This is a genomic window from Vibrio variabilis, from assembly GCF_003263785.1.
Lineage (GTDB): Bacteria > Pseudomonadota > Gammaproteobacteria > Enterobacterales > Vibrionaceae > Vibrio > Vibrio variabilis.
Window position 1 is genome coordinate 113,830 of record NZ_JYJK01000073.1, and the last position, 22,002, is coordinate 135,831.

At 47.1% G+C, this 22,002-nt stretch carries 11 protein-coding genes and 9 pseudogenes; 12 read left to right on the top strand and 8 right to left on the bottom strand.

Annotated features, from left to right (window positions below; translation table 11 throughout):
- Window positions 1-18: 18 nt before the first annotated feature.
- Window positions 19-965: pseudogene (locus TZ48_RS11385) on the bottom strand (LysR family transcriptional regulator).
- A 101-nt stretch (window positions 966-1,066) separates the two neighbouring features.
- Between TZ48_RS11385 and TZ48_RS11390 the strand changes: the two are divergent.
- On the top strand, window positions 1,067-2,428 hold the full coding sequence (locus TZ48_RS11390; protein WP_112479236.1) for an MATE family efflux transporter: 1,362 nt from the start codon (window positions 1,067-1,069) through the stop codon (window positions 2,426-2,428).
- 61 nt (window positions 2,429-2,489) lie between these two features.
- On the opposite strand, the gene hutZ is transcribed toward TZ48_RS11390, so the two are convergent.
- From hutZ to hutW, 3 genes and pseudogenes are all read right to left on the bottom strand, one after another.
- Window positions 2,490-3,026 carry a heme utilization protein HutZ gene (hutZ, locus tag TZ48_RS11395; RefSeq protein WP_042495440.1) on the bottom strand — a complete coding sequence of 179 codons (537 nt, stop codon included), beginning with the start codon at window positions 3,024-3,026 and terminating at the stop codon, window positions 2,490-2,492.
- 58 nt (window positions 3,027-3,084) lie between these two features.
- Window positions 3,085-3,591 (bottom strand): heme utilization cystosolic carrier protein HutX, encoded by a 507-nt coding sequence (gene hutX, locus TZ48_RS11400; protein WP_112479237.1) that lies wholly within the window; start codon window positions 3,589-3,591, stop codon window positions 3,085-3,087.
- Between the two features lie 8 nt (window positions 3,592-3,599).
- Window positions 3,600-5,026, bottom strand: a pseudogene (gene hutW / locus TZ48_RS11405) (heme anaerobic degradation radical SAM methyltransferase ChuW/HutW).
- Window positions 5,027-5,200: 174 nt separating this feature from the next.
- Between hutW and TZ48_RS11410 the strand changes: the two are divergent.
- The 3 genes and pseudogenes from TZ48_RS11410 (at window position 5,201) to TZ48_RS11420 (ending at window position 8,033) form a co-directional block, all read left to right on the top strand.
- Window positions 5,201-6,099 (top strand): annotated as a pseudogene (locus TZ48_RS11410) (heme/hemin ABC transporter substrate-binding protein).
- Window positions 6,100-6,190: 91 nt separating this feature from the next.
- Entirely contained in the window at window positions 6,191-7,225 is a 1,035-nt protein-coding gene (locus TZ48_RS11415; protein ID WP_112479238.1) for a FecCD family ABC transporter permease, read from the top strand.
- Between the two features lie 65 nt (window positions 7,226-7,290).
- Window positions 7,291-8,033, top strand: a pseudogene (locus tag TZ48_RS11420) (heme ABC transporter ATP-binding protein).
- A gap of 94 nt (window positions 8,034-8,127) precedes the next feature.
- Here the strand turns inward: TZ48_RS11420 and TZ48_RS11425 are convergent.
- Entirely contained in the window at window positions 8,128-8,589 is a 462-nt protein-coding gene (locus TZ48_RS11425; protein WP_112479239.1) for a TetR/AcrR family transcriptional regulator, read from the bottom strand.
- A 501-nt stretch (window positions 8,590-9,090) separates the two neighbouring features.
- Here TZ48_RS11425 and TZ48_RS11430 point away from each other — a divergent pair.
- Complete coding sequence (locus TZ48_RS11430; RefSeq protein WP_112479240.1) at window positions 9,091-9,390, top strand: YfcZ/YiiS family protein; 300 nt, start codon at window positions 9,091-9,093, stop codon at window positions 9,388-9,390.
- 49 nt (window positions 9,391-9,439) lie between these two features.
- Here TZ48_RS11430 and TZ48_RS11435 read toward each other — a convergent pair whose 3' ends face one another.
- On the bottom strand, window positions 9,440-9,736 hold the full coding sequence (locus tag TZ48_RS11435; protein ID WP_112479241.1) for a YnjH family protein: 297 nt from the start codon (window positions 9,734-9,736) through the stop codon (window positions 9,440-9,442).
- Window positions 9,737-9,828: 92 nt separating this feature from the next.
- Between TZ48_RS11435 and TZ48_RS11440 the strand changes: the two genes are divergently transcribed.
- Window positions 9,829-10,431 (top strand): hypothetical protein, encoded by a 603-nt coding sequence (locus tag TZ48_RS11440; RefSeq protein WP_112479242.1) that lies wholly within the window; start codon window positions 9,829-9,831, stop codon window positions 10,429-10,431.
- Between the two features lie 25 nt (window positions 10,432-10,456).
- Here the strand turns inward: TZ48_RS11440 and TZ48_RS11445 are convergent, their stop codons facing one another.
- Window positions 10,457-11,356 carry a LysR family transcriptional regulator gene (locus TZ48_RS11445; RefSeq protein ID WP_112479243.1) on the bottom strand — a complete coding sequence of 300 codons (900 nt, stop codon included), beginning with the start codon at window positions 11,354-11,356 and terminating at the stop codon, window positions 10,457-10,459.
- A 166-nt stretch (window positions 11,357-11,522) separates the two neighbouring features.
- Here TZ48_RS11445 and TZ48_RS11450 point away from each other — a divergent pair.
- The 6 genes and pseudogenes from TZ48_RS11450 to TZ48_RS11475 all read left to right on the top strand — a co-directional run bounded on the left by TZ48_RS11450 (window position 11,523) and on the right by TZ48_RS11475 (window position 20,291).
- Window positions 11,523-13,215, top strand: a pseudogene (locus TZ48_RS11450) (L-lactate permease).
- A 150-nt stretch (window positions 13,216-13,365) separates the two neighbouring features.
- Window positions 13,366-14,124, top strand: a complete 759-nt coding sequence (locus TZ48_RS11455; RefSeq protein WP_112479244.1) for a (Fe-S)-binding protein — start codon at window positions 13,366-13,368, stop codon at window positions 14,122-14,124.
- Window positions 14,121-15,534, top strand: a pseudogene (locus tag TZ48_RS11460) (LutB/LldF family L-lactate oxidation iron-sulfur protein); the annotation flags it as partial. The gene TZ48_RS11455 and the pseudogene TZ48_RS11460, both read left to right, overlap by 4 nt.
- Window positions 15,535-15,567: 33 nt before the next feature.
- Window positions 15,568-16,233: a LutC/YkgG family protein gene (locus TZ48_RS11465; protein ID WP_112479353.1), complete on the top strand. Its 666-nt coding sequence runs from the start codon at window positions 15,568-15,570 to the stop codon at window positions 16,231-16,233.
- A gap of 21 nt (window positions 16,234-16,254) precedes the next feature.
- A pseudogene (locus TZ48_RS11470) lies at window positions 16,255-19,088 on the top strand (FAD-binding and (Fe-S)-binding domain-containing protein).
- A 172-nt stretch (window positions 19,089-19,260) separates the two neighbouring features.
- Window positions 19,261-20,291: pseudogene (locus TZ48_RS11475) on the top strand (metal-dependent hydrolase).
- A 45-nt stretch (window positions 20,292-20,336) separates the two neighbouring features.
- Here the strand turns inward: TZ48_RS11475 and TZ48_RS11480 are convergent.
- Window positions 20,337-21,706, bottom strand: a pseudogene (locus TZ48_RS11480) (NAD-dependent succinate-semialdehyde dehydrogenase).
- Between the last annotated feature and the right edge of the window lie 296 nt (window positions 21,707-22,002).

The following is a 22,002-nucleotide window of genomic DNA, read 5'->3' on the forward strand; positions in this document are numbered from 1 at the left end:
CAAGGACAAAACAAAAAGCTAGTCTCTAATCGGCCCCCAACCATGTCGCTCAGAAAGCTGCTGAAGCTTTCTGAGCTCTTCAACCGTTTCTTGTTTCAGCCAATCCACTAACTCTTCGACGATAGGAGATTGTGTGCGTTGATGGCAAAAGTAACGCCAACCGCTTGAATGGATTCGAGCGTTCTCAGGACAAACCAAGTACTCTCGCTCGAGTTCAGGTAATGCGAGCAAAAGATCGGTAACAGCCACACCATGACCCGACAAACAAGCACTAAGCGTAAGATCAAGTGTGAAAAAGGTGGAATTTCGGGGCACACTTCTATCTGTGTGGTGGATCTTATTGAGCCAAGCGCGCCAATCAAGATGGTCCAGAGTTGGGTGCAACCTTGGTAGCGTTAGTAGATGCTCAATATCACGTCTATCCCCTATCAACTGCTGAGTACACACTGGCGCCATATACTCTTCGCGCATGAAGAATATCTCAGGATCATTCTCATAGTTTTCGCTGTTGCGCGTAGTGAACACAAACAGATCATAGTCCCCTTTACCTAAGCTCTCCTCCTCATCAATCACTGGAATAACAGCGATTTCATAGCTAGGGAAACGTTCATTCAACTGCTGTATTTTCGGTAGCAAAGCACGCGTTGCGAAACTCAGAGCAGCCCGTATCACGATTTTACTGGCATCTGGCTCCTTCCAAGAGTCGAGCAATGACTGCAATGACGCATAATTCCGGCCCAGCACCTCATACAGTGCCTGCCTTTTAACGTCAGTTGTATTGAACGGTGACCACGAATAACCAAAGATGCATTGAGATCATCCTCAAGTTGCTTCACTTGACGGCTCACAGCACTCTGTGTGACGTGCAGCTCTTTCGCAGCCATCGTAAAGCTCATAAGCCTCGCAACAGCTTCAAACACCTTTAGAGCATTATGTGAGTAAGGAATATTCGAATATGGGTTCATAATTAATCACATGATTTGAAGTAATGCCAGAGTGACATAAATGTTAATTGAACACCATAAGTATGCATCTAAAATATGCATACCATCACCAGGAATTATTCATGAAACGCATTCTGTCACTCGCAACACCGCTTATCATTTCGCAGCTCATTGCTATGGCGCTGGTGCTTACTGACGTCTGGATGATGGCACAACTGAGCGTCAGCGACCTTGCTGGTGGTGGTCTTGGAGCATCAGTCTATACCTTTGTTTTTCTCGTAGCGGGCAGCACCGTTGGCTGTGTCGCTAACTTAATTGCTATTGCTTACGGCCAAAGTGTTGCCAGACCCGAGTACGGCCAAAAACAAGTGAGACTTGCAGTTAAAGGCGCCGTAATGCTGTCGCTGCTTTTAACCGTCGTACTCACTTCGGCGTTTGTTTATGCCCCTGATTTCCTGAGAATGGCTAAGCAGCCAGAAGAAGTGATTGTCGTGGCAATGACCTACCTCGATACGCTCAAGTGGGCAATGTTACCAACATTATTGCTCCTGATTCTGCGAGGCTTAACCAGCAACTACGGCGACGCTAAGTCCGTGATGATAATGTCACTTGCAACCGTGTCCCTTAACGTACCGTTTAGTTACGTCCTCGCGTTCAACTTGGGCTGGGGCATTGCCGGACTAGGACTTGGCACAGCTCTAGCCGCCACATTGGTATTGATTGGCTATGGTTACTGGGTATTCAAGCGCCCTACATACTACCGATTCGCACCTTGGCTTCACTTAGAAGAATACGAATGGCGACTCATGCTGCCGCTGCTGTCGATGGGGATTCCAATTGCTATTGCCGCTGCGCTCGAAATGGGGCTGATTTACGGCGGTACGCTCATGGCAGGATTTATTGGCGTTACGGCACTCGCGCTACACCAGATCCTTCTGCAATGTTTAAGCTTTACGTGGAACATCAATTTCGGCTTCTCGCAAGCGGCCGCGATTTTAGTGGGTAAAGAATTCGGAAATGACAATCTAGACGGTGTTAAAGTGGTCTCAAAGCGCAGTTTTGCTCTCGTGACTATTTTAAGCGCAGTGCTCGCGGTTGTTTTCATTGTTTGGCCCGAAGCCATCGCCAGCCTTTTCCAACTCGATGGCGAAGGCGAACACACGCTCACTGATATGCTTTCTTCGTTGATATGGGTTGTGGCACTTTGTTTTGTCGTTGACGCTTGGCAACTACTGGCAATAAACCTTCTACGTGGAATGAAAATTGTGGTGTTGCCGACCATCATGACCGCCATCGGTTACTGGGTGTTTGGCCTTCCCGCAGCTTGGTTATTGATGTCTCAGTATGAACTTGCTGGGATCTGGGGCGGTATACTGGTCGGCCTCGCTGCGACTGGAGTGCTTTTGCTCGCCCAATTAGTTTATGAACTAAAGGCTGCCTCACAACAAAACTTAGTGACTGGAAATACACCCAGCGCTGGATAGGGTTATAGCAACAAAAACGCCGCTCTGGATTACTACAGAGCGGCGTTTCTATTTCAACCGGTTACGCTTCAGAGTCTGCTACTTTGCGGTGACCTTCTTGAAGGTGTACAAAGTCGACTAGATCATCGCCAGATACTTGATACGCTTGGCCAAAACCTTTAACAAACAGACCATGTTCCGCTTTCAAGTTAAACAAAACAAAGTCTTCTAGCTGACTTAGTCCGTCAATTATTTCACCAAAACGCTCTTTCATTTGGCTAACGACCAGCTTCCATTGTTCAGTGTCACGCGCTACTACCGAAGCAACGGCGTCAAAGGTCAGGCGCTTTCTTGCAAACAGCTGCTTACTCTCCGTTTCATCTTCAATCATCATCAAGGATACATTTGGATTTTGCTCTAAGTTACGCGCATGACGTGCTATTTGAGAAATTAGAACAAAGTAACCATCTTGATTTTGTACAAACGGCGCGTAGCTCACATTTGGGCGGCCTTCTTGGTCAACTGTTGCCAATTGAATGGTTTTGCGCTCTTGACGAAACTCTTTGATTTCCGGGCCTAAACGTCCTTGTAGCCGCTCTTGCTTAACTTGTTGATCCATGTTGAAACCTCACTTTCTCTAATCATTATAACTCAGTCATCTTTTGTGACTGCTTAAGTTAACCGCGCAATGTTTGTTGTAGCGCCTTAAAGTTCTCGACTTGCTGCGGAAACAGTACACGTTTTTTATCTCTACCTAAGTAAATCTTAAACACGTTGTTGCCAGCTTCATCAAAAAAGCCAAAATAGTGACTCTCACTACCCATGAATGGTTTACTTACTAAGGCGACTGTTTTGATCAAATCCAGCTTCAAGTGACCGTGCAGCTCACCCTCTTTTCCCATTAGGTTGTAATAGCCACGTGCTACTTTACCTTTTGGAAACGGTGCTTTAACTTCAAAAATTGAACCAAATGAATGCACGATGGTAGTCACAGTCCCCCATGTGGTAATCGATTCAAGGATGTCCTGAGCAACATCACCACTTTCAAATGCCACCATTTCGTCTGGCATTGCACAGACCACATCTCGCTCACTGACACCCAGTTTTTCTGCAATAGCAGCGGGTAATAGTGACGGCTCAGTGTCCAAAATATTTGCAACGTTTTGCTTCAATTCAGTTGTCATTGTATTTCCTATGCAGCGTGAGTTTTCGCTGTTTTGTGTTTTTGTTCCTGTATGACATGAGGGTGACTCATGCCTTTTGGCATCTTTGGTTTATCGGTAATCATGGTGTTGACGGCTGCTATGGCTCCCTGTGCTAAGCTAACTGCCCAAAACGAGCCTGCGATGGTGAGTTCAAGATAATCAGTGTGAAGTTCGACAAGTCCGTTTCGTTGCCAAACTTCAAACAGTGGAGTCAGTAAATCGAAAGTATCTTGACCTTCAAATCTCACCAACATGCTCCGTCGTACCACTCCGCTATCAAAGCCTGCTTTAAGGCTCGCTAACACTGGCTCATAGCGGCTTTGCTTACTCATCATTACAATCGTTGTTTTGCCTGATCGCATGGCATCCAAATAGGCATCCAACGTTCGATGATGCATCATTCCATAACCACCAATATTGCCCCCGCACCCGCGCCTAGAGGTAATACTTCAGCAAATGTCTTAGCAACACTGTTATATTGGCTACGCTCTCGATTGTCTCGCGCCCAATGATTCACACTTAGCTGCTTTACGAAATGTTTGCTCATAAAGTCGACACCAAGCTCATACATCGCGGCTTTTTCAGCAGAAGATGCTGGCGACTCAGAGCGGCCTTTTTGTACTAAGTCCATCATTGGAGCCGATCCACCGACTACTAATTGATAGAGGTCGACCCCGTGAGCACCGGTTTCCATGAAGTCTTTTAAGTCTTGTTCAAATACTTCAAGTGTTTGATAAGGTAGCCCGTATAGCAAATCGATCACGATTGGTGCTTCATCTCGTGAGGCGAGTTGTGACACACGTTCCATCACAACTTCACGATCATCAAGGCGCTTGGCACTTCTTCGCACTTTGGTATCAAAGCTCTGCACACCAAACGAAAAGCGGTTAAAGCCCCCTTCTAGAGCATTATCAAACATCTCCTCGCTAAAACGATTGGTTCGCCCCTCAAGCGTAATTTCGCAATCAGTCGCTAGAGGGAAAGAGGCATGAATCGCTTTCCCTAGCTTGCGCACCTGCTCAGGAGATAAGTCTGTCGGCGTCCCCCCACCAATGTAGACAGCATGAAATAAGCCACTTTGAGTCCACTCTAACTTTGCCTTGAGCTCAATCTCTTTCATCAGGGCCTCAAAATAGTCGTCAACCAATCGACGACTAGAAGCATTTTGGAAGAAGTTACAAAACGTGCAGCGAACGCGACAAAAAGGGATATGGATATACAAGCAACGTTTTTTATTGCGTGAAGTTGTCTTGGCAGTTAACTCATTAAATAAGCCTTCGTATCGTTCCGATTGGACTGGCACGGCCATACCACCTGCATGAGGTGAGGTCTTCTTTCCAAATGCAAATCGCAATGGATCTGGAGTATTTATCCCTAGATGCGACTCATTGAGTTGGCTCAAATCAATTTTCATAACTGCTCACGATAACTATCAACGCCCCGTTGTATAAGGCTCAATCTAAAACGAGCAAGATCATAATAGCGCATAAATGATTATGCAAATGATAATTGATATTATTTTCACAAGCATGCATAATCCAATAAAGCTTAGGGCAACAACAGACTTGTATGCCCAGAAAACCCATTTATGGATAACAGCAGTTTGCTTAGGATCCCGACAATGAAACACGCTCTTAAAAACATACTCATCGCTGGCGCCGCATTTTCTTTGGCTTATGGCCACGCTTTCGCCGCCAGCACTGAAAAAGGCAATGAAAAAATCGTCAGCGCCGGCGCTTCAGTCACCGAGCTTATTTATGCACTTGATGCCGATAAGCAGCTTGTTGGCGTCGATGTCACTAGTATTACTCCTAAAGACTCTTCGCTTCCTAAAGTTGGTTACCACAGAGCGTTATCATCAGAGGGACTCTTGCTCTACAGCCAACCATGATTATTGGATCAGATGAAATGGGGCCGAAACCAGCCCTCGACCAGTTGCAACGTGTTGGTGTCGACATCGAAGTCGTCGATAACGCTCCGACCATCGAAGGTCTATACAAGCGCATTGACCAGATTGCCAAACTCACCCACTCTGAAAACAGTGCACCTGCACTTAAAGCAGACGTTGCCAAGAAAGTCAGCGCGCTGGAAGCGAATCAACCTGCAGAAGGTAAGGCTAAGAAAGTCTTGTTCTTATTGATTCATGAAGGTCGCCCTGCAAACGTTGCTGGCAGTGCCACAACGCCAGATGCGATCATTACGCTAGCAGGAGGCAAAAACCCTGCGGCAACATCACTCACGTCATACAAACCCATTTCAAATGAAGCCATTATTGAAATGCAGCCAGATGTGGTGCTTGTAAGCGGCCGCAGTTACGCCAAGCTTGGCGGTAGTGCTGCAATTATTGACGCCTTGCCAATGTTGTCTGCAACACCTGCAGGGCAGAACAATGCCATTTTAACCATTGATGGCCATGCATTAGTGGGTGGTCTTGGTCTAAAAAGCCTCGAAGAGGCAAAACGCATTAACGCGCTTCTTTATCCATAATAGTGAGTGAGCTTGGTGGGGTAAGGCGCCGATTTTACTTGTCCCCCTTCAACTTATTGCACCTCAACACCCTGCTTTCTTAAAAATTAGTATGCTAAGAAATTTCTCTAACACTCTCGTATTTTCAGCCTTTGCACTATTGCTAGCGCTATCTTCCGTGTATTCCATTACCGTCGGCCCAATGAACATCTCTTTCTGGCAGAGTATTCAATCGCTGACAATGGCGACCAATGATTTGGCGCCGCATATCAACTTGGTCATCCACGATATTCGTCTTCCTCGCACGCTGCTTTGCATGCTAGTCGGCGCCATTCTCGCTGTTTGCGGCGCTGTCATGCAGGGGCTATTTCGTAATCCACTGGCTGAGCCAGGTATCATTGGCGTGTCCGCGGGTGCCTCCCTTGGCGGTGCATTGGCGATTGTTGGGTTCGCAGCGTTAGGCGTCGAGTTCCCTGAATTTATGGCTCTCATGGTCGTGCCGATATTCGCCTTTTTTGGCGGCGCACTGACGACGATTTTAGTGTATCGATTAGGAACCAGTAAATTTGGCACATCCGTCACCATTATGTTGCTGGCCGGTGTCGCGATAAGTGCTCTGTCAGGTGCTGCTATTGGCTATCTGAATTTCATTGCTGACGATCAAATGCTTCGTGATCTGTCACTTTGGTCTATGGGCTCATTAGCCGGTGCCAGTTGGGGCAAGATTTCGTTGTCTGCCACGACATTGCTCATCCTATTTTGGTTCTTCTACAAAAAAGCGATGGCACTTAATGCCTTGTTACTTGGCGAGTCTGAAGCGAAGCACCTTGGTATTCCGGTTCAGCGCTTAAAACGTCAGTTAATTTTACTCACCGCAGTTGGTGTGGGTGTTACCGTCAGTGTCTCCGGATTGATTGGTTTCATCGGTTTAGTTATCCCCCACCTAGGCCGTATGCTAGCGGGTCCAGACCACCGTACATTGCTACCTTTATCAGCGCTACTGGGCGCTCTACTCATGACCGCTGCGGATATGGTCGCTCGTGTGGCAGTTGCGCCTGCAGAGCTACCTGTTGGTATCGTTACGGCCATTGTTGGTGCACCATTCTTCTTATATCTGCTATTTCAGCAAAAAGGGAAATTTGTATGAGCCTAAAAAGCCATCTTGTTGAAGACCGTCTCAATGACATCGCTATCTCGGCGCGGGGCCTTAACATGCGATTTGGAAGTAGAGTGATATTAGATGATGTTGACATTGACCTGTACTCTGGGCAAGTCACCACATTGCTAGGCCCTAATGGCGCAAGGAAAAGTACCCTGCTTAAACTTCTCTGTGGTGAAACACCTTCAAGCTTTGATATTCGATATTTTGGTAAGCCAAGAACCCAATGGCCAGCACAGCGGCTCTCAAAACACCTGGCACTACTGCCGCAACACAGTACTTTATCGTTCCCATTTCTGGCTTCTGAAGTTGTTGAGCTTGGTGCTATTCCGTTAGAAATCTGCAACCACGCGACACGATCACTCGCTAAACACTATATGGGTACAGCAGACGTAGAACATTTGGCACAGCGCCTTTACCCTTCTCTCTCTGGTGGGAAAAGCAACGTGTGCACCTGGCTCGAATACTGACACAATTACACCAATCGGGCGTTCAAAAAATACTCATGCTAGACGAACCAACATCCGCACTGGATCTCGCTCATCAACACAACACATTGGCAATTGCTAGAGAGTTGGCCGATACGCAAAATGCAGCTGTGGTCGTGGTACTTCATGACCTTAACCTCGCGTCTCAATACTCAGATAGATTGATCGTGCTGGATAACGGAAAAATCGTTGCAGATGACGCTCCTTGGCAAGCACTCACCAGTGATTTGATTGAAGGGGTCTATGGTTATCACTCTATAGTGGCCAAACATCCGACACATGACTTCCCGATTGTGTTACCTCAATAGCTCTTTCATTCGATCATCTTCAGACAGAAAAAAACCGCTCTATCTAGAGCGGTTTTCATCTTACTGTTTGGTTAGATTGACTGTGAGTTAATGACTACTTAGTCAATTGGATCAATGAACGGCCGATAAGCCATTCTAGTTCCTTGTCACTGCCTTCACCGTACTGCGTCTCAACCAGCTTATAAAGGCGGTCAATGCCCTTAGAGGCAAATTCATGCGAGTTTTCTGAAGTGACAATGTGGTGGAACAGAAGTTTTAGGATAGCCAAAAATTCTTGATTCTTTAGGGAGTCAATCCAACTTCCTGTGAATCCATCAATGCCTTTTTCAAACTCCAAATGTTCAACAAACATTTTGAAGATACGTCCATCGAGTGCGGATGTAAAATCCGTCTTCTTAGGAAAGTGGTGACTAATCCCGGTTCTTGATATACCTGTCTGCTGGCTTAATGTGGTGTACGACATTTTGTCATAACCAAGACGAATGATCTGATCAACGACCGCTTCCATGATTTTCTGGATCGTAATCTCAGTATCTTCTTTACTACGCTTTGGCATTTCTTAAGCTTCTCTAATCGTTTTCTGCGTACGCTGTATGCTATACCATAATTAAAGCAGTGCTCGATGTAATTTTCTATCCATTTATGTATCAATTTGCTCAAACTCAGATTACGGCAACCCGACAACAAACCATACACGAAACACATGCTTGGTACAGATACCATTTAAGATAATATAAAAATCAAGTGATTGATTAGTAACTTATAAAGTCTACCATTTCGCACTAAGGCTTGTACTAATCTGTACTATATCATTAGTACATGAGTCTCGTTTTTGAGAACTCAATCACAAACAAGCAATACCACTTGCATATTTAAAAGCTATTAATAAACAAATAGATATTTACAATTCGTATGGAATAGAAACCTAATATTCACAAGAACATGCTTAAGCTCGTGCATCATTGACTAGCACTTAGCCTAGAAGCAATGAATTTATTGCTGGATACCTAATTTCTACAGTTATAGAATAACCACAGATTTTATGAGAGGTATCGTTATGTCAAACACCTATGAAGAACCAACCGTATGCGACGCTTGTGGCGTTGCTGGAGAAATGGGTTTCATCATCAAGGAAGGCGATGACGTCGCAGAAGTACAATTATTCGGCGAATCGCAAGCTCAACTGCAAGCAGAAATTCAAAAATACGTCGATTTAGCAAAGACTGTGTCAGAGAATGTTGAATTCGAAGTTTCTGAACTAAATGAAGAGAGCAAAGAGCTTTCAGCTCGATTCAAGTTTGAAGTGAGTGCAGAGAAGCTGATTTTTGAACTAAAAACGCGCTCTTTAGCGCGCTAATGCCGCAATTAGCGGGAGCTTAAAAAGCACAAGTTTACTAAAGCGAGCATTATTGCTCGCTTTTTAATGCCTTCCATTTGAGCTGTCCATTCATCTCAAAATCTTGTTCGGCCACACATTGAAGCACCACACCTTCAACATTGATGACCGATCCTAGTGAGTACGCTTTATCGTTGTAATAACAAACCCGTTTCCCTAACTTAGAGTCGGACAGTAGCACCGCAGCACCGACATCTGAACCTGGTGTGGTAATGACTTTCGCCGATACTGCCGACGCCACCATCGCGCCAACAATGGCGAGCATCACAACGCGTGTGGATTTCCATTGTGAAATTGTTTTTTCCATTGCAAACTACCTAACGTTCCCAAACTGATGATGTTCTAGACGGACGATATTTCGAAAAGACTCTGTTCCCAATTATAGCGAACCCAAACCTTATGCTTCGATCCACCATTGCCCTTTTGTCTCTACTGTTGCTAGTCCCAACCTCAAGTGCCATTGAGCTTGATTACTACAAAATTCTCAACCATCTAGACAACTACGGCAACTTGGATCTGCGCAATAAACCTTATACCAGCCTTCCCAATGGGTTAGTGGTCAAAGGTAACCTAAATATCGCCAAAACACCGATAAAAATGATGCCGCAAAATCTTGAGATCAAAGGTAGCCTAGATGCCTCAGATAGTTTAGTGGAATTCATGCCAAGAGGAACCAAAATCACAGGTTACGCCAACTTTTTAGGCAGCCAACTCAAAGCCTGGCCGCAAGGTGTTGTTCCTGGTGGGTACATCAATTTGGGTGACACCCCCATTGAAAAACTGCCCAACGGTATGGTGGTCAACGGAGACCTTAGCTTAATTAGAACGCCTATTACCGAACTCCCTGAAGGTATTGTTATTGAAGGCAACCTTTATATTGGTGGTTCAAAGATCACTCAATTCCCTAAAACCATGACCGTCAATGGCAACATCTTTCTTGGCGGTAATGTGATTACGCAGTGGCCGGACAATCTTACTCTTGGTGGTGCGGTCGCACGCTAATGCAAGCCACTCTCGAAGAGCGCAATCAAAAGTAATGCGAGATCGCAAGGTAACGCGTGCGAATGTGTTCAATAAGCAATCTCACTTTGTTTGGAGGCTGGCGGGTAAAAGGATAGACAGCGTAAATACCCAGCCTCTTTCCCACTTGATCCGGGAAAATATCCACCAGCTGGCCATTGCGTATGTCGTGGTATACCAGACACCTAGGAACATAAGCGATACCATGTCCTCCCAGAGCCGCCTTACGAAGTGCAGTGGCATTATCGGTAGAGAATGAGCCTGACACGCGTACGATGTAGTTGCCTTTGTCTCCTTTGAACTCCCACTCCGACGCCCCTGTTGTCTGATAGGCGTATTGCAGACAGTTGTGCTGAGTCAGATCCTCAGGCACTAGTGGCTTGCGGTTTTTCGCAATATAAGATGGCGACGCACACACCACCCACTGAGAGTCTAGAATATGGCGTGCTATCAGGCTTGAATCTTCCAAATATCCGGTACGGATGACTAGGTCATATCCTCCGTCAACAAGATCCACAAAGCGGTTGTCCAAAGACATATCAACCGAAAGACCAGGATGCATATTGCAAAACTCAGCCACAGCGTCTGCCAAAATAAGGTCTCCAGAGATGGTCGGTACCGACATTTTGATGTGACCACTGACGTTTTCACCAAATCCCGACACGGATTCCATCGCTTCTTGGGTGGCTTGCTTCACATTTTTAGCGCCATGGACTAACGCCTTACCTGCTTCAGTTAGCGTTAATTTGCGCGTTGTTCGATATAATAATTGAACCCCTAATTCTTCTTCAAGTCTCGCAATCCTTTTACTAACTACCGAATTTGTAAGGTTATTTTGTTCAGCTACACGACTGAACGCCCCAGTTTCTACTACCTGATAAAACAGGATTAAATCGTCTGCACGCATACTTTTATGTCATTTTTGGAAATAATCATTTTCATTATTTCTCTATATCACCAAAAAAGAAAGGGATAAATTTACCCCACCTTAACAACCCTATTACAAAAATAATAAGCACGACACGGCTGACTCATTCAATACCAAAGTCGGCCAAGACAAAAGGAAGTCGCTAATGTCTGAAACTTTACTTGCCCTTGTGGCCTTTTCTCCCATTGTGGTTGCTGCCATACTTCTGGTGGGATTGAACTGGCCAGCCAAAAAAGCCATGCCCGTTGCGTTTGGCCTAACCGTAGTCATCGCCCTATTTACTTGGGACATGTCCGTCACACGTGTTTTAGCGTCCATTTTTCAAGGATTCGGCATCACCGTTGCCGTGCTTTGGATTGTGTTTGGCGCCATCTTTTTGCTCAACACACTAAAACACACCGGCGCCATTACAACGATTCGTAACGGCTTTACCGATATTTCACCTGACCGCCGCGTTCAAGCCATCATCATCGCTTGGTGTTTTGGATCTTTCATCGAAGGCGCATCTGGCTTTGGCACACCCGCAGCGATAGCGGCACCTCTCCTAGTTGCGATTGGTTTTCCTGCTCTGGCCGCGGTTTTGATGGGTATGATGATTCAATCAACCCCGGTCTCTTTTGGTGCAGTGGGCACACCAATCATTGTGGGTGTGAACAAGGGTCTAGATACGCACAACATCAGCGAATCACTGGTTTCCCAAGGTGCATCGTGGGATCTCTACCTACAGCAAATCACCGCTAATGTTGCCATCATCCATGCCTGTGTAGGTACACTGATGCCGGTTCTGATGGCAATGATGCTGACTCGCTTTTTTGGTAATAACCGCAGTTGGACAGAAGGTCTAGATATCCTGCCTTTCGCACTCTTTGCCGGTGTTGCGTTCACCGTGCCGTACGCACTCACGGGCGTGCTACTAGGCCCTGAGTTTCCTTCATTGATTGGTGGTCTAGTTGGTCTTGCTATCGTCGTCAGCGCAGCCAAACGTGGCTTTCTGGTTCCTAAATCAACGTGGGATTTTGAAAGCGAAGATAAGTGGCCGACAGAGTGGCTTGGTTCGCTAAAAATGGGTCTGAAACAAAACGCTGGAAAACCGATGTCAATGGCGGTGGCATGGCTACCCTACATTCTTCTGGCTGTCATCCTTGTTGCAAGCCGCGTGAGTAGCGAGTTCAAGGGCTTCCTGACCAGCGTGAGCCTGTCGTTTAGCAATATTCTTGGCGAGACGGGTATTAGCACGGCTATTCAACCCCTTTACTTGCCAGGTGGGATCTTAGTCTTCGTTGCTCTACTTGCGGTCATCATTCAATCGCGCTCAGCAAAACCATTAATGGCGGCATTTGGCGAATCAAGTAAGACACTGATCGGTGCAGGCTTTGTTCTAGTGTTCACTATTCCCATGGTTCGTATCTTCATTAACTCGGGTGTAAACGGTGCTGATCTCGCAAGTATGCCAGTCACCACAGCTAACTTTGCCTCTGCTCTCGTTGGAGAAGCCTTCCCGGCGTTGAGTGCCACCATTGGTGCGCTGGGTGCCTTTATCGCTGGCTCAAACACTGTCTCGAACATGATGTTTAGCCAGTTCCAGTTTGAAGTGGCACAAACGCTCACTATCTCAACCACCGCCGTGATCGCCCTACAGGCCGTTGGTGCCGCTGCAGGTAACATGATTGCTATTCATAATGTCGTCGCAGCTTCTGCCACGGTGGGTCTACTTGGCCGCGAAGGTCTAAACGTTGAGAAAAACCATTATCCCTACGTTCTACTACCTAGTTGTCACTGGCCTTATCGGACTTGCACTGGTGTACGGGTTCCATGTTACCGATGCACTGATGAACTGATTTAGGTTTTAGTCAAAGGCGCACTTGCCGACTGTCGGCAAAGTTGTGAAACACTTCAAGAAGGTAAGTGCGCTTATTTTTCATAACCTTACAACTAGTCTATATAAAAACAGGAACCCATAAAAATGGGTCTAGTGCTGGAGCAATACAATGCGAATCTATCCCTCAAAACCGAGCAAAGTCTACGTCTATGCCACATGCCTAGTAGACGTATTTGACCCCGAAGCAGGCCTAGATGCCATGACCCTTCTAAAGCAACAAGGCATCGAGGTTGAGTTTATCGAAAAACAAACCTGTTGCGGACAACCTGCCTATACCTCGGGCTATGAATCAGAAGCCAAACAAGTTGCACAAAGCCAAATGGATCTGTTTGCTGAAGAGTATCCAATTATTGTTTTATCCGGCTCGTGCGGCGGCATGATGCATCACCATTATCGCCGCCTATTTGAAGGCGATAGCAATCAAGCTCAAGTTGATACGTTCTGCGACCGTGTATTTGAGCTCACCGAATTTCTCGTTAACGTCTGTCGCGTCAAGCTCGATGACAAGGGCCAGCCTACAAGTGTCGTTATGCACACCTCTTGCGCGGCAAGGCGTGAAATGAATGTTCACATCACAGCCACTGAGCTACTAAGCCAACTCTCCAAAGTCGAGCTTCGTATGCAAGACTATGAAAGCGAATGTTGTGGCTTTGGCGGTAGTTTCTCTGTACGTCACCCGAATATCTCCGAAGCCATGGTGAAAGACAAAACTCACCATATCGAAGCGACTCAATCCGATACACTGGTAAGCGCCGATTGGGGATGCCTTCTCAACATCAATGGCGCGTTTGAGTACCAAGGTAAACCCATCAAAGGGCGTCACCTTGCTTCATTTCTTCTTGAGAGAACACAGGAGAATGCACAATGAGTCAAACTCCTGAACAGTTCCACCAGCTTGCAAAAAATGCGCTGGACGATAAACAGCTAAGAGCCAACTTTCGTGGCGCGATGGATTATCTGCGTGATAAGCGTAAGACAGCGTTTAGTGACGTCGATGAAGAGAAGCAAATAAGAGATCTTGCCGAATCCATTCGCCAACGATGCCTGAGTAAACTGCCTGAGCTTCTCGAACAGTTAGAATTCAATTGCTACAAAAATGGCATTCAAGTTCATTGGGCAGAAAACCCAGAACAAGCGAACGCCATTATTGCCGCTATTGCGAATGAGCACGATGCCAAGCAAATCATCAAAGGCAAATCCATGGTGAGCGAAGAGATCGAGATGAACCATGAGATGGCGAAGCTCGGTATTGAATGCCTAGAGAGTGATATGGGCGAGTACATCGTTCAACTGGACGGCGACAAGCCTTCTCACATCATCATGCCAGCGATTCACAAGAACAAACAGGAAGTGAGCGACACCTTTGAGCAGCACCTCGATGGCTTCAAACCTACCACAGATGTAGATAGCCTGATTCAAACCGGTCGCACCCGCCTAAGACAAAAGTTCTTCGAAGCCGATATTGGTTTATCCGGTGTCAACTTTGCGGTTGCAGAAACAGGCACGCTTTGTCTAGTCGAAAACGAAGGCAATGGCCGCATGTCGACAACAGTGCCAAACGTGCACATTGCGATCACTGGTATCGAGAAGGTCGTTGAGTTTTTGTCTGATGTCCCGCCGCTATACAGTGCGTTAACTCGCTCCGCGACAGGTCAAGCCATCACCACTTACTTCAACATGATCACCTCTCCTCGTAAAAACGGCGAGAAAGACGGCCCGCAGGAAGTGCATCTCATTCTGCTCGATAACGGACGCAGTCAAGCCTACCGAGATGAAGAGCTTCGCAAGACTCTCCAATGCATTCGCTGCGGCGCGTGCATGAACCACTGCCCGGTCTACACCAAAATTGGTGGTCATGCTTATGGCACGGTTTACCCAGGTCCGATTGGCAAAATCATCTCCCCTCATTTGCTGGGTATGGATAAAACCAAAGATCTTGTTACTGCATCTAGCCTTTGCGGTGCCTGTGGCGAAGTCTGCCCGGTTAGAATACCGATCCCAGATATGCTGCTTCGCCTTCGTAAAGAAGCCAAAAACAAAGCGGAAAAAGACACGCCTCCACTAAAAGGCAAAATGCCGCCAGCAGTGGCTTGAAAGCGCCGCAATGAAAGGCTTTGCATTCGCCGCGAGCAATCCGAGCTTGTATCACACAGGCACTTATATGGCGACCAAGTTGCAAAACCTTATCCCGAATAAACTCGGCGCTTGGACACAATGTCGAACCAGCCCAAAACCGGCTAAGCAAACCCTACACCAGATCATGCCGAACGAAGTAAAGCCAAAAGCGATAAGCAGTAACGAGGAGACCAAGATGAACACCAGACTTGCCAAAGACAATATTCTTGGCCGACTCAAGCAAGCGAAACGCAGCCCAAAATCGGCGGAGGAATTAGCCTTTTTCCCTTGGGGAAGCCATCCAGATATCACTATAGACGATAAAGCCGAGCGCTTTGTCGAGATGATGAGCGCCAACCATGCCGACGTTCGAACTGTTCAGCGCTCTGAGCTTACCCAAGCCTTGCATGAGGTGATGGACAGTTACGGTTTTAGTCGCATTGCTATGGGTACAGCAGGCGAGTACATCCGTGATTTCGAAGATGCAGCTCAAGGCAAACAAGTTACGCCATTCAACCAGAAGATAGAAGATTGGAAATCAGAGCTTTTTAACAGCATTGATGTCGGCATCACCCATACACTGGGCGGCATTGCAGATACAGGCGCACTGATCCTGTGGCCCAATGAGCACGAGCCACGCACCTTATCGTTAGTACCACCCAGCCATATAGCGGTTGTGAAAAAGTCAGCGCTTTACGGACACTTTCTGCAAGTGATGCAAGAAAACAATTGGGATCATTACATGCCGACCAATGCACTTTTAATTTCTGGTCCATCAAAAACCGCCGATATTCAACAAACGCTTGCCTACGGTGCCCATGGCCCGAGTCAGTTGATCGTACTGTTATTGGAAGACGAATAAGAACGTACAAAGGACACCAAGATGAATCACACACGCGACTATGACTTGCTCAAGCAGCAACTCGCTACCAGAATCGATTCCCAGCGTATCATCACAGGTGAAGCAGAGCGCCTAGCTTATGGTACCGATGCTAGCTTCTATCGACTGATCCCTCAGATCGTGCTTCGCCTTAAAGATCTCGATGAGGTGATTTTTGCTATCCAGTGTTGCCGTGAGTACAGTATTCCGTTCACGTTTCGCGCTGCAGGCACTAGTTTGTCAGGCCAAGCGGTGTCTGATTCGGTACTGATTGCTCTAACGGATGACTGGCGCGGACACACTATCCTCGATGAAGGCGCGAAAATTCGCCTTCAACCGGGCGTGATCGGCGCCGATGCCAATAAATACTTGCTCCCATTCCAACGCAAAATCGGTCCAGACCCGGCATCTATCAACACCTGTAAAATTGGCGGCATTGCTGCCAATAATGCCAGCGGCATGTGCTGTGGCACCCCGCAAAACTCGTACAAAACTGTCGATAGTATGAAGATAGTTCTGAGTGATGGCACCTTGGTGGATACCGGAGACAAAGCAAGTATCGAGCGCTTTAAAGCGAACAAGCCTGAATTTATTGGAGGGCTAAAGCACCTTGCCGAAACAACCAAGCTAACAGTGAGCTCGCCGAGAAAATTGCTCATAAATACCGGCTTAAAAACACCACAGGCTACGCGCTAAATGCGCTCGTTGATTACAGCGACCCAATCGAAGTGCTTGAGCATTTGATGATTGGCTCAGAAGGTACCCTAGGTTTTATCGCCGATATTACCTACAACACGGTCAAGGAACACAAATACAAAGCCTCAACTTTGCTGGTGTTCTCCGATATTGAAACGGCCAGCACAGCGGTAGCAACCATCGCCAATACACCGGTTGCAGCTGTTGAAATGATGGATGGACGTGCTCTACGTTCGGTCGCGGATAAACCGGGAATGCCCGAGTTTATCAAGCAGCTAGACCTTGAGGCCACCGCACTCCTAGTCGAAGTTCACGCTTCTTGCAAACACACATTAGACAGCCACACCGATACTGTGATGGCAGCACTCAACGATTACACCATCATTGAGTCTGTACCATTCACGCTGGATCCAGCGACGGTAGCGACGCTTTGGGGCATCCGCAAGGGTATGTTCCCAGCGGTTGGTGCGGTTCGCGAAGTCGGCACCACCGTCATCATAGAAGACGTTGCATTCCCTGTCGAAAGCCTTGCAGCTGGCGTACGTGACTTGCAGCAGCTCTTCGACAAATATCACTATGATGAAGCCATCATTTTCGGGCATGCGCTAGAGGGCAACCTGCACTTTGTGTTTACCCAAGGGTTTGATAGTCAAGAAGAGATCGACCGTTATGGCGGTTTTATGGATGACGTGGCCGACCTTGTCGCCGTCAAATACCAAGGCTCATTAAAAGCTGAGCATGGTACCGGGCGTAACATGGCTCCCTATGTGGAACTTGAGTGGGGACAAGAAGGCTATGCGCTGATGCAACAAATCAAAGCGCTGTTTGATCCCGAAGGTTTGCTCAATCCGGGCGTGATTATTAATGACAATCCACACTCGCACATCGAAAACCTTAAACCTATGCCTGCCGCCGATGACATCGTCAATCGTTGTATCGAGTGTGGCTTCTGTGAACCCGTTTGCCCTTCACGAACCCTGACATTATCACCTCGTCAGCGCATCGTCCTATTTAGAGAGCTTCAACGACGTAAAGCCGCGGGAGAGATTGTGGAAGCAACAGAGCTCGAACAGGTATTCGAATACCAAGGTATCGATACGTGTGCAGCGACAGGTCTGTGCGCCGATCGCTGTCCTGTGGGCATCAACACTGGGGACCTTATCAAAAAATTAAGAGAGCCAAAGTACAAAAAGTTCCGACCAATCGCTAAATGGACCGCGAATCACTTTACGGCGACCACTGCCATAGCGCGTTTTGGTCTCAAAAGTGGAGCTGTCGCCACCAATATCCTCGGCCAAAAGCGTGTTGTTAAACTGGCTGAGGGTATGCGTAAAATAACCAACAATACGACCCCTAGTTGGCTACCAGAAACGCCAAACGGTGCGAAGTTCAATGCTGACCAGTGCTTCGGTAATGCAGCGTCCGGTGATAAAAAAGTCGTGTACCTGCCCTCTTGTGCCAGCCGCAATATGAGCACTCAAGCCAGTGCGTATGATAAACGGCCTTTAACAGAAGTGACAATGTCGCTTATTGCAAAGGCAGGATTTTCACTCGTGACACCTGAATCACTCAGTGAGCAATGTTGTGGTATGCCCTATGACAGCAAAGGCATGACCGACATTGCCAAACAAAAGAGTGAACAATTGGAGCTCGCTTTATGGGAAGCTTCGGAGCACGGCAAATATCCTGTTTTGATGGACACCAGCCCATGCGCAAAACGCAGTATCGAACAGTTCACCAAGCCAATGATCGTTGTCGAGCCAGTAAAATTCGTCAGTGATTATCTGCTCAGCGAACTCACCCTATCGCCAGTCAATGAAACCGTGATGCTGCATGTCACGTGCAGCTCAAGACGTATGGGATTGGAGAGCGCTATGCTGTCACTCGCAAAAGCTTGTGCCAGCGACGTCATCATCCCAGAACATATTCAATGCTGCGGCTGGGCGGGTGACAAAGGCTTCACCACGCCAGAGCTCAATGAAGCGGCTGTGGCACCTCTTAAGGCACAAGTGCCACAAGGGTGCACCCGAGGCTTTAGTAACAGTATTACCTGTGAAATTGGCCTCTCTCATCATAGTGGGATCCCTTATCAATCGATTCTTTATCTTGTCGATGAGGTCGCCTCTCCAGCACACTCCTAATCTAGTATTGACCCACTTGTCCTGATTTGTCTGCCATCGAAGTCTAATAGCTTTGATGGCAGATTCATTTTTACCGTTTAGTTTTCCCATTCGCCTTGCCGCTTCTAACGGTTTACTGCTATAGCTTATTGTATTCTCTGTTATTTATTCTCAGGCGGTCACAGCGTAATTTATGGATCCATTATCACAAGGACTGTTGGGAGCATCATTATCGCAATCGGTGAGTCGCCGACCTCGGTTTGTGGTCGCAGGGGTGTTAGGGCTGCTTTCTGCAATGGCGCCGGATTTGGATGTGCTAATCCGCTCTTCGCACGATCCGCTGTTGTTCTTAGAGTTTCACCGCCAATTTACTCACTCACTGCTGTTTATTCCGTTAGGGAGCTTAATTTGTGCGCTGATTTTGCACCCTTTGATTGCCAAAAAGCGCGGCTTCTCGTTCAAACAATCTTGGCTCTACTGCACACTTGGTTATGCGAGCCATGGACTGTTGGACGCATGTACGTCATACGGCACGCAGCTGCTCTGGCCATTGACTAATCAGCGCTTTGCTTGGAATAGTATTTCTGTCATCGACCCTCTATTCACGCTCCCACTGCTCATCGTTTTGACTATTGCTCTGTGGAAGCGAAGCCCTGCAATCGCAAGAGTTGCGTTCCTATGGGCACTGATTTATCCAACCCTTGGTATGGTGCAAAGAGACAGGGCAGAACGTATTGGTTGGCAGTTCGCAAACGAACGTAATCACAGCCCAGTTAGGCTCGAAGCAAAACCCAGTTTTGGCAATATTCTGGTTTGGAAGATTATCTATGAAGCTGACGGAAGGTTTTACATTGATGCGGTAAGAGCAGGACAAAAGCTGACTGTATACCCTGGTACTAATGTAGCAAAACTCAACGTGGAGAGAGCGTTTCCCTGGTTACATGAAGATTCGCAGCAATCCAAAGATATCGCACGTTTTTCTTGGTTTTCTGATGCTTTGTCGCCCTTAGCAAAGAGAATAATCAGCGCATTATCGACGTCCGTTATTCCATCGTTCCCAATGAGGTCAATGCGTTGTGGAGCATCTTGTTAAAAGAGGATGCGGCCGATAATGAACACGTTACCTACCTGACTCATCGCCGTAGCAGCGTAGAAGACAGGCAGCGGTTTTACGACATGCTTTTCGCTCGCTCTATAGGCGACCAGAACACCGAGAGGAAGTAATGACGAGCATGCCCCGTATGGACATGCTCGAAACTACAATCAGAACTAAGCGAATCTAACCAGCTTCTTGTTTACAAACTCATCCAGTCCTAATCGACCTAGCTCACGACCAAATCCAGAATTTTTAATGCCACCAAACGGCAGGCACGCCTCCGACATTGAGAAGGTATTAATAAATGACGCACCACATTCTAACGCTCCGGCGACCGCGGTAGCGCGATCGATGCTTTCTGAAATCACAGCAGAACTCAATCCATAAGAGCTATTGTTGGCTAGTTCAACCGCTTCTTCATCACTACCAACGCGATAAACGACGGCAATAGGTCCAAACAACTCTTGGTCAAACACATCCATCTGCGGAGTAACATCGGCAAGTATCGTTGGTTTGAGCCATGCGCCTTCTAGCTCTTCAGATTCACCCCCAATACCAAACTAGCACCTTGTTCAACGGCATGCTGGACTTGCTTAAGTAAATAATCACGCTCTTGAACACTCACGACTGGCGCATACCCGGTTTGAGGATCCATAGGATCGCCCGCCTCTAGACTACCCAGCGCTGCAGCAAACTTCTCCATGAACTCATCATAGACTTCATCAGCAACAATAAATCGCTTAGCACTGATGCAAACTTGGCCTGAATTGAACATCTTCGCGATGGCTGCCAGCTCCACCGCTTTATTGACGTCCGCATCAGCAAGTACGATAAACGGATCGTTGCCACCCAGCTCCATGACCACTTTTTTCAAATGCTTACCCGCCAATGCGGCAACACTCGATCCTGCTTTTTCACTTCCTGTTAGCGATACACCTTGTACTCGCTTGTCAGCAATGACAAGCTCAGACTGGCTAGAAGCCATAAACAGATGCTGAACCAACCCTTGTGGTGCCCCTGCCTCTTCAAATAGTTCAGTAATCGCCTTTGCACACTGAGGAACATTCGAAGCGTGTTTAAATACCACACTATTGCCGACCATCAAGTTCGGTGCGATAAAACGGATCACTTGATAGAACGGGAAATTCCACGGCATAACGCCGTAGATAACACCCAGCGGATGATTTTGAATTTCCGCACGGCCTGTAGCCACTTCTTCGATGGACTCAGGAGCAAGGAAACGCTCGCCGTGTTCAGCATAATAACGACAAATTTGCGCACAGAGGGGAAGTTCCAAGGCGACACCTTGGCTGTGCAATTTGCCCATTTCTGTCGTCATAAGAGCCGCATAGTGCTCTGCTCGCTCTTCTAACAACGAAGCAACGCGGGAAAGCAAAGCCGCTCGCTCCTGGTGACTCGTTGCTCTCCACGCTTTGAAAGCAGCCTGAGCTGTATCAATTCGTTCCACGACTTGAGCGTCTTGCCAAGTGTCGAACTGCTGTTCTATCTGATTGGTATATGGGTTTAATGTTCTAATCGCCATGTTGTTTCTCCGGGGAAAGAATAAGTCGGAAAGTACCGACCAAAAATAGTTACGCTATTCGCGCTGTTTTTATTGTGAAAACAACATACACCCAGAAACAATCAAGAAACAACTAGGCAAACTTACATCAATTTGGAAATAACATGACTAAACGGCATGTTGTATGAGATCTGTAAATAGGTAAAGTATCGCCGCTAATTTCAATGCATTGGAGCATCAGCATAAAGTATGAGTTTGTAGAAATAGGCACTTTGTCCGGCGGGTGTCACGTTCTAGGAACCCTATTGAGCAGATAA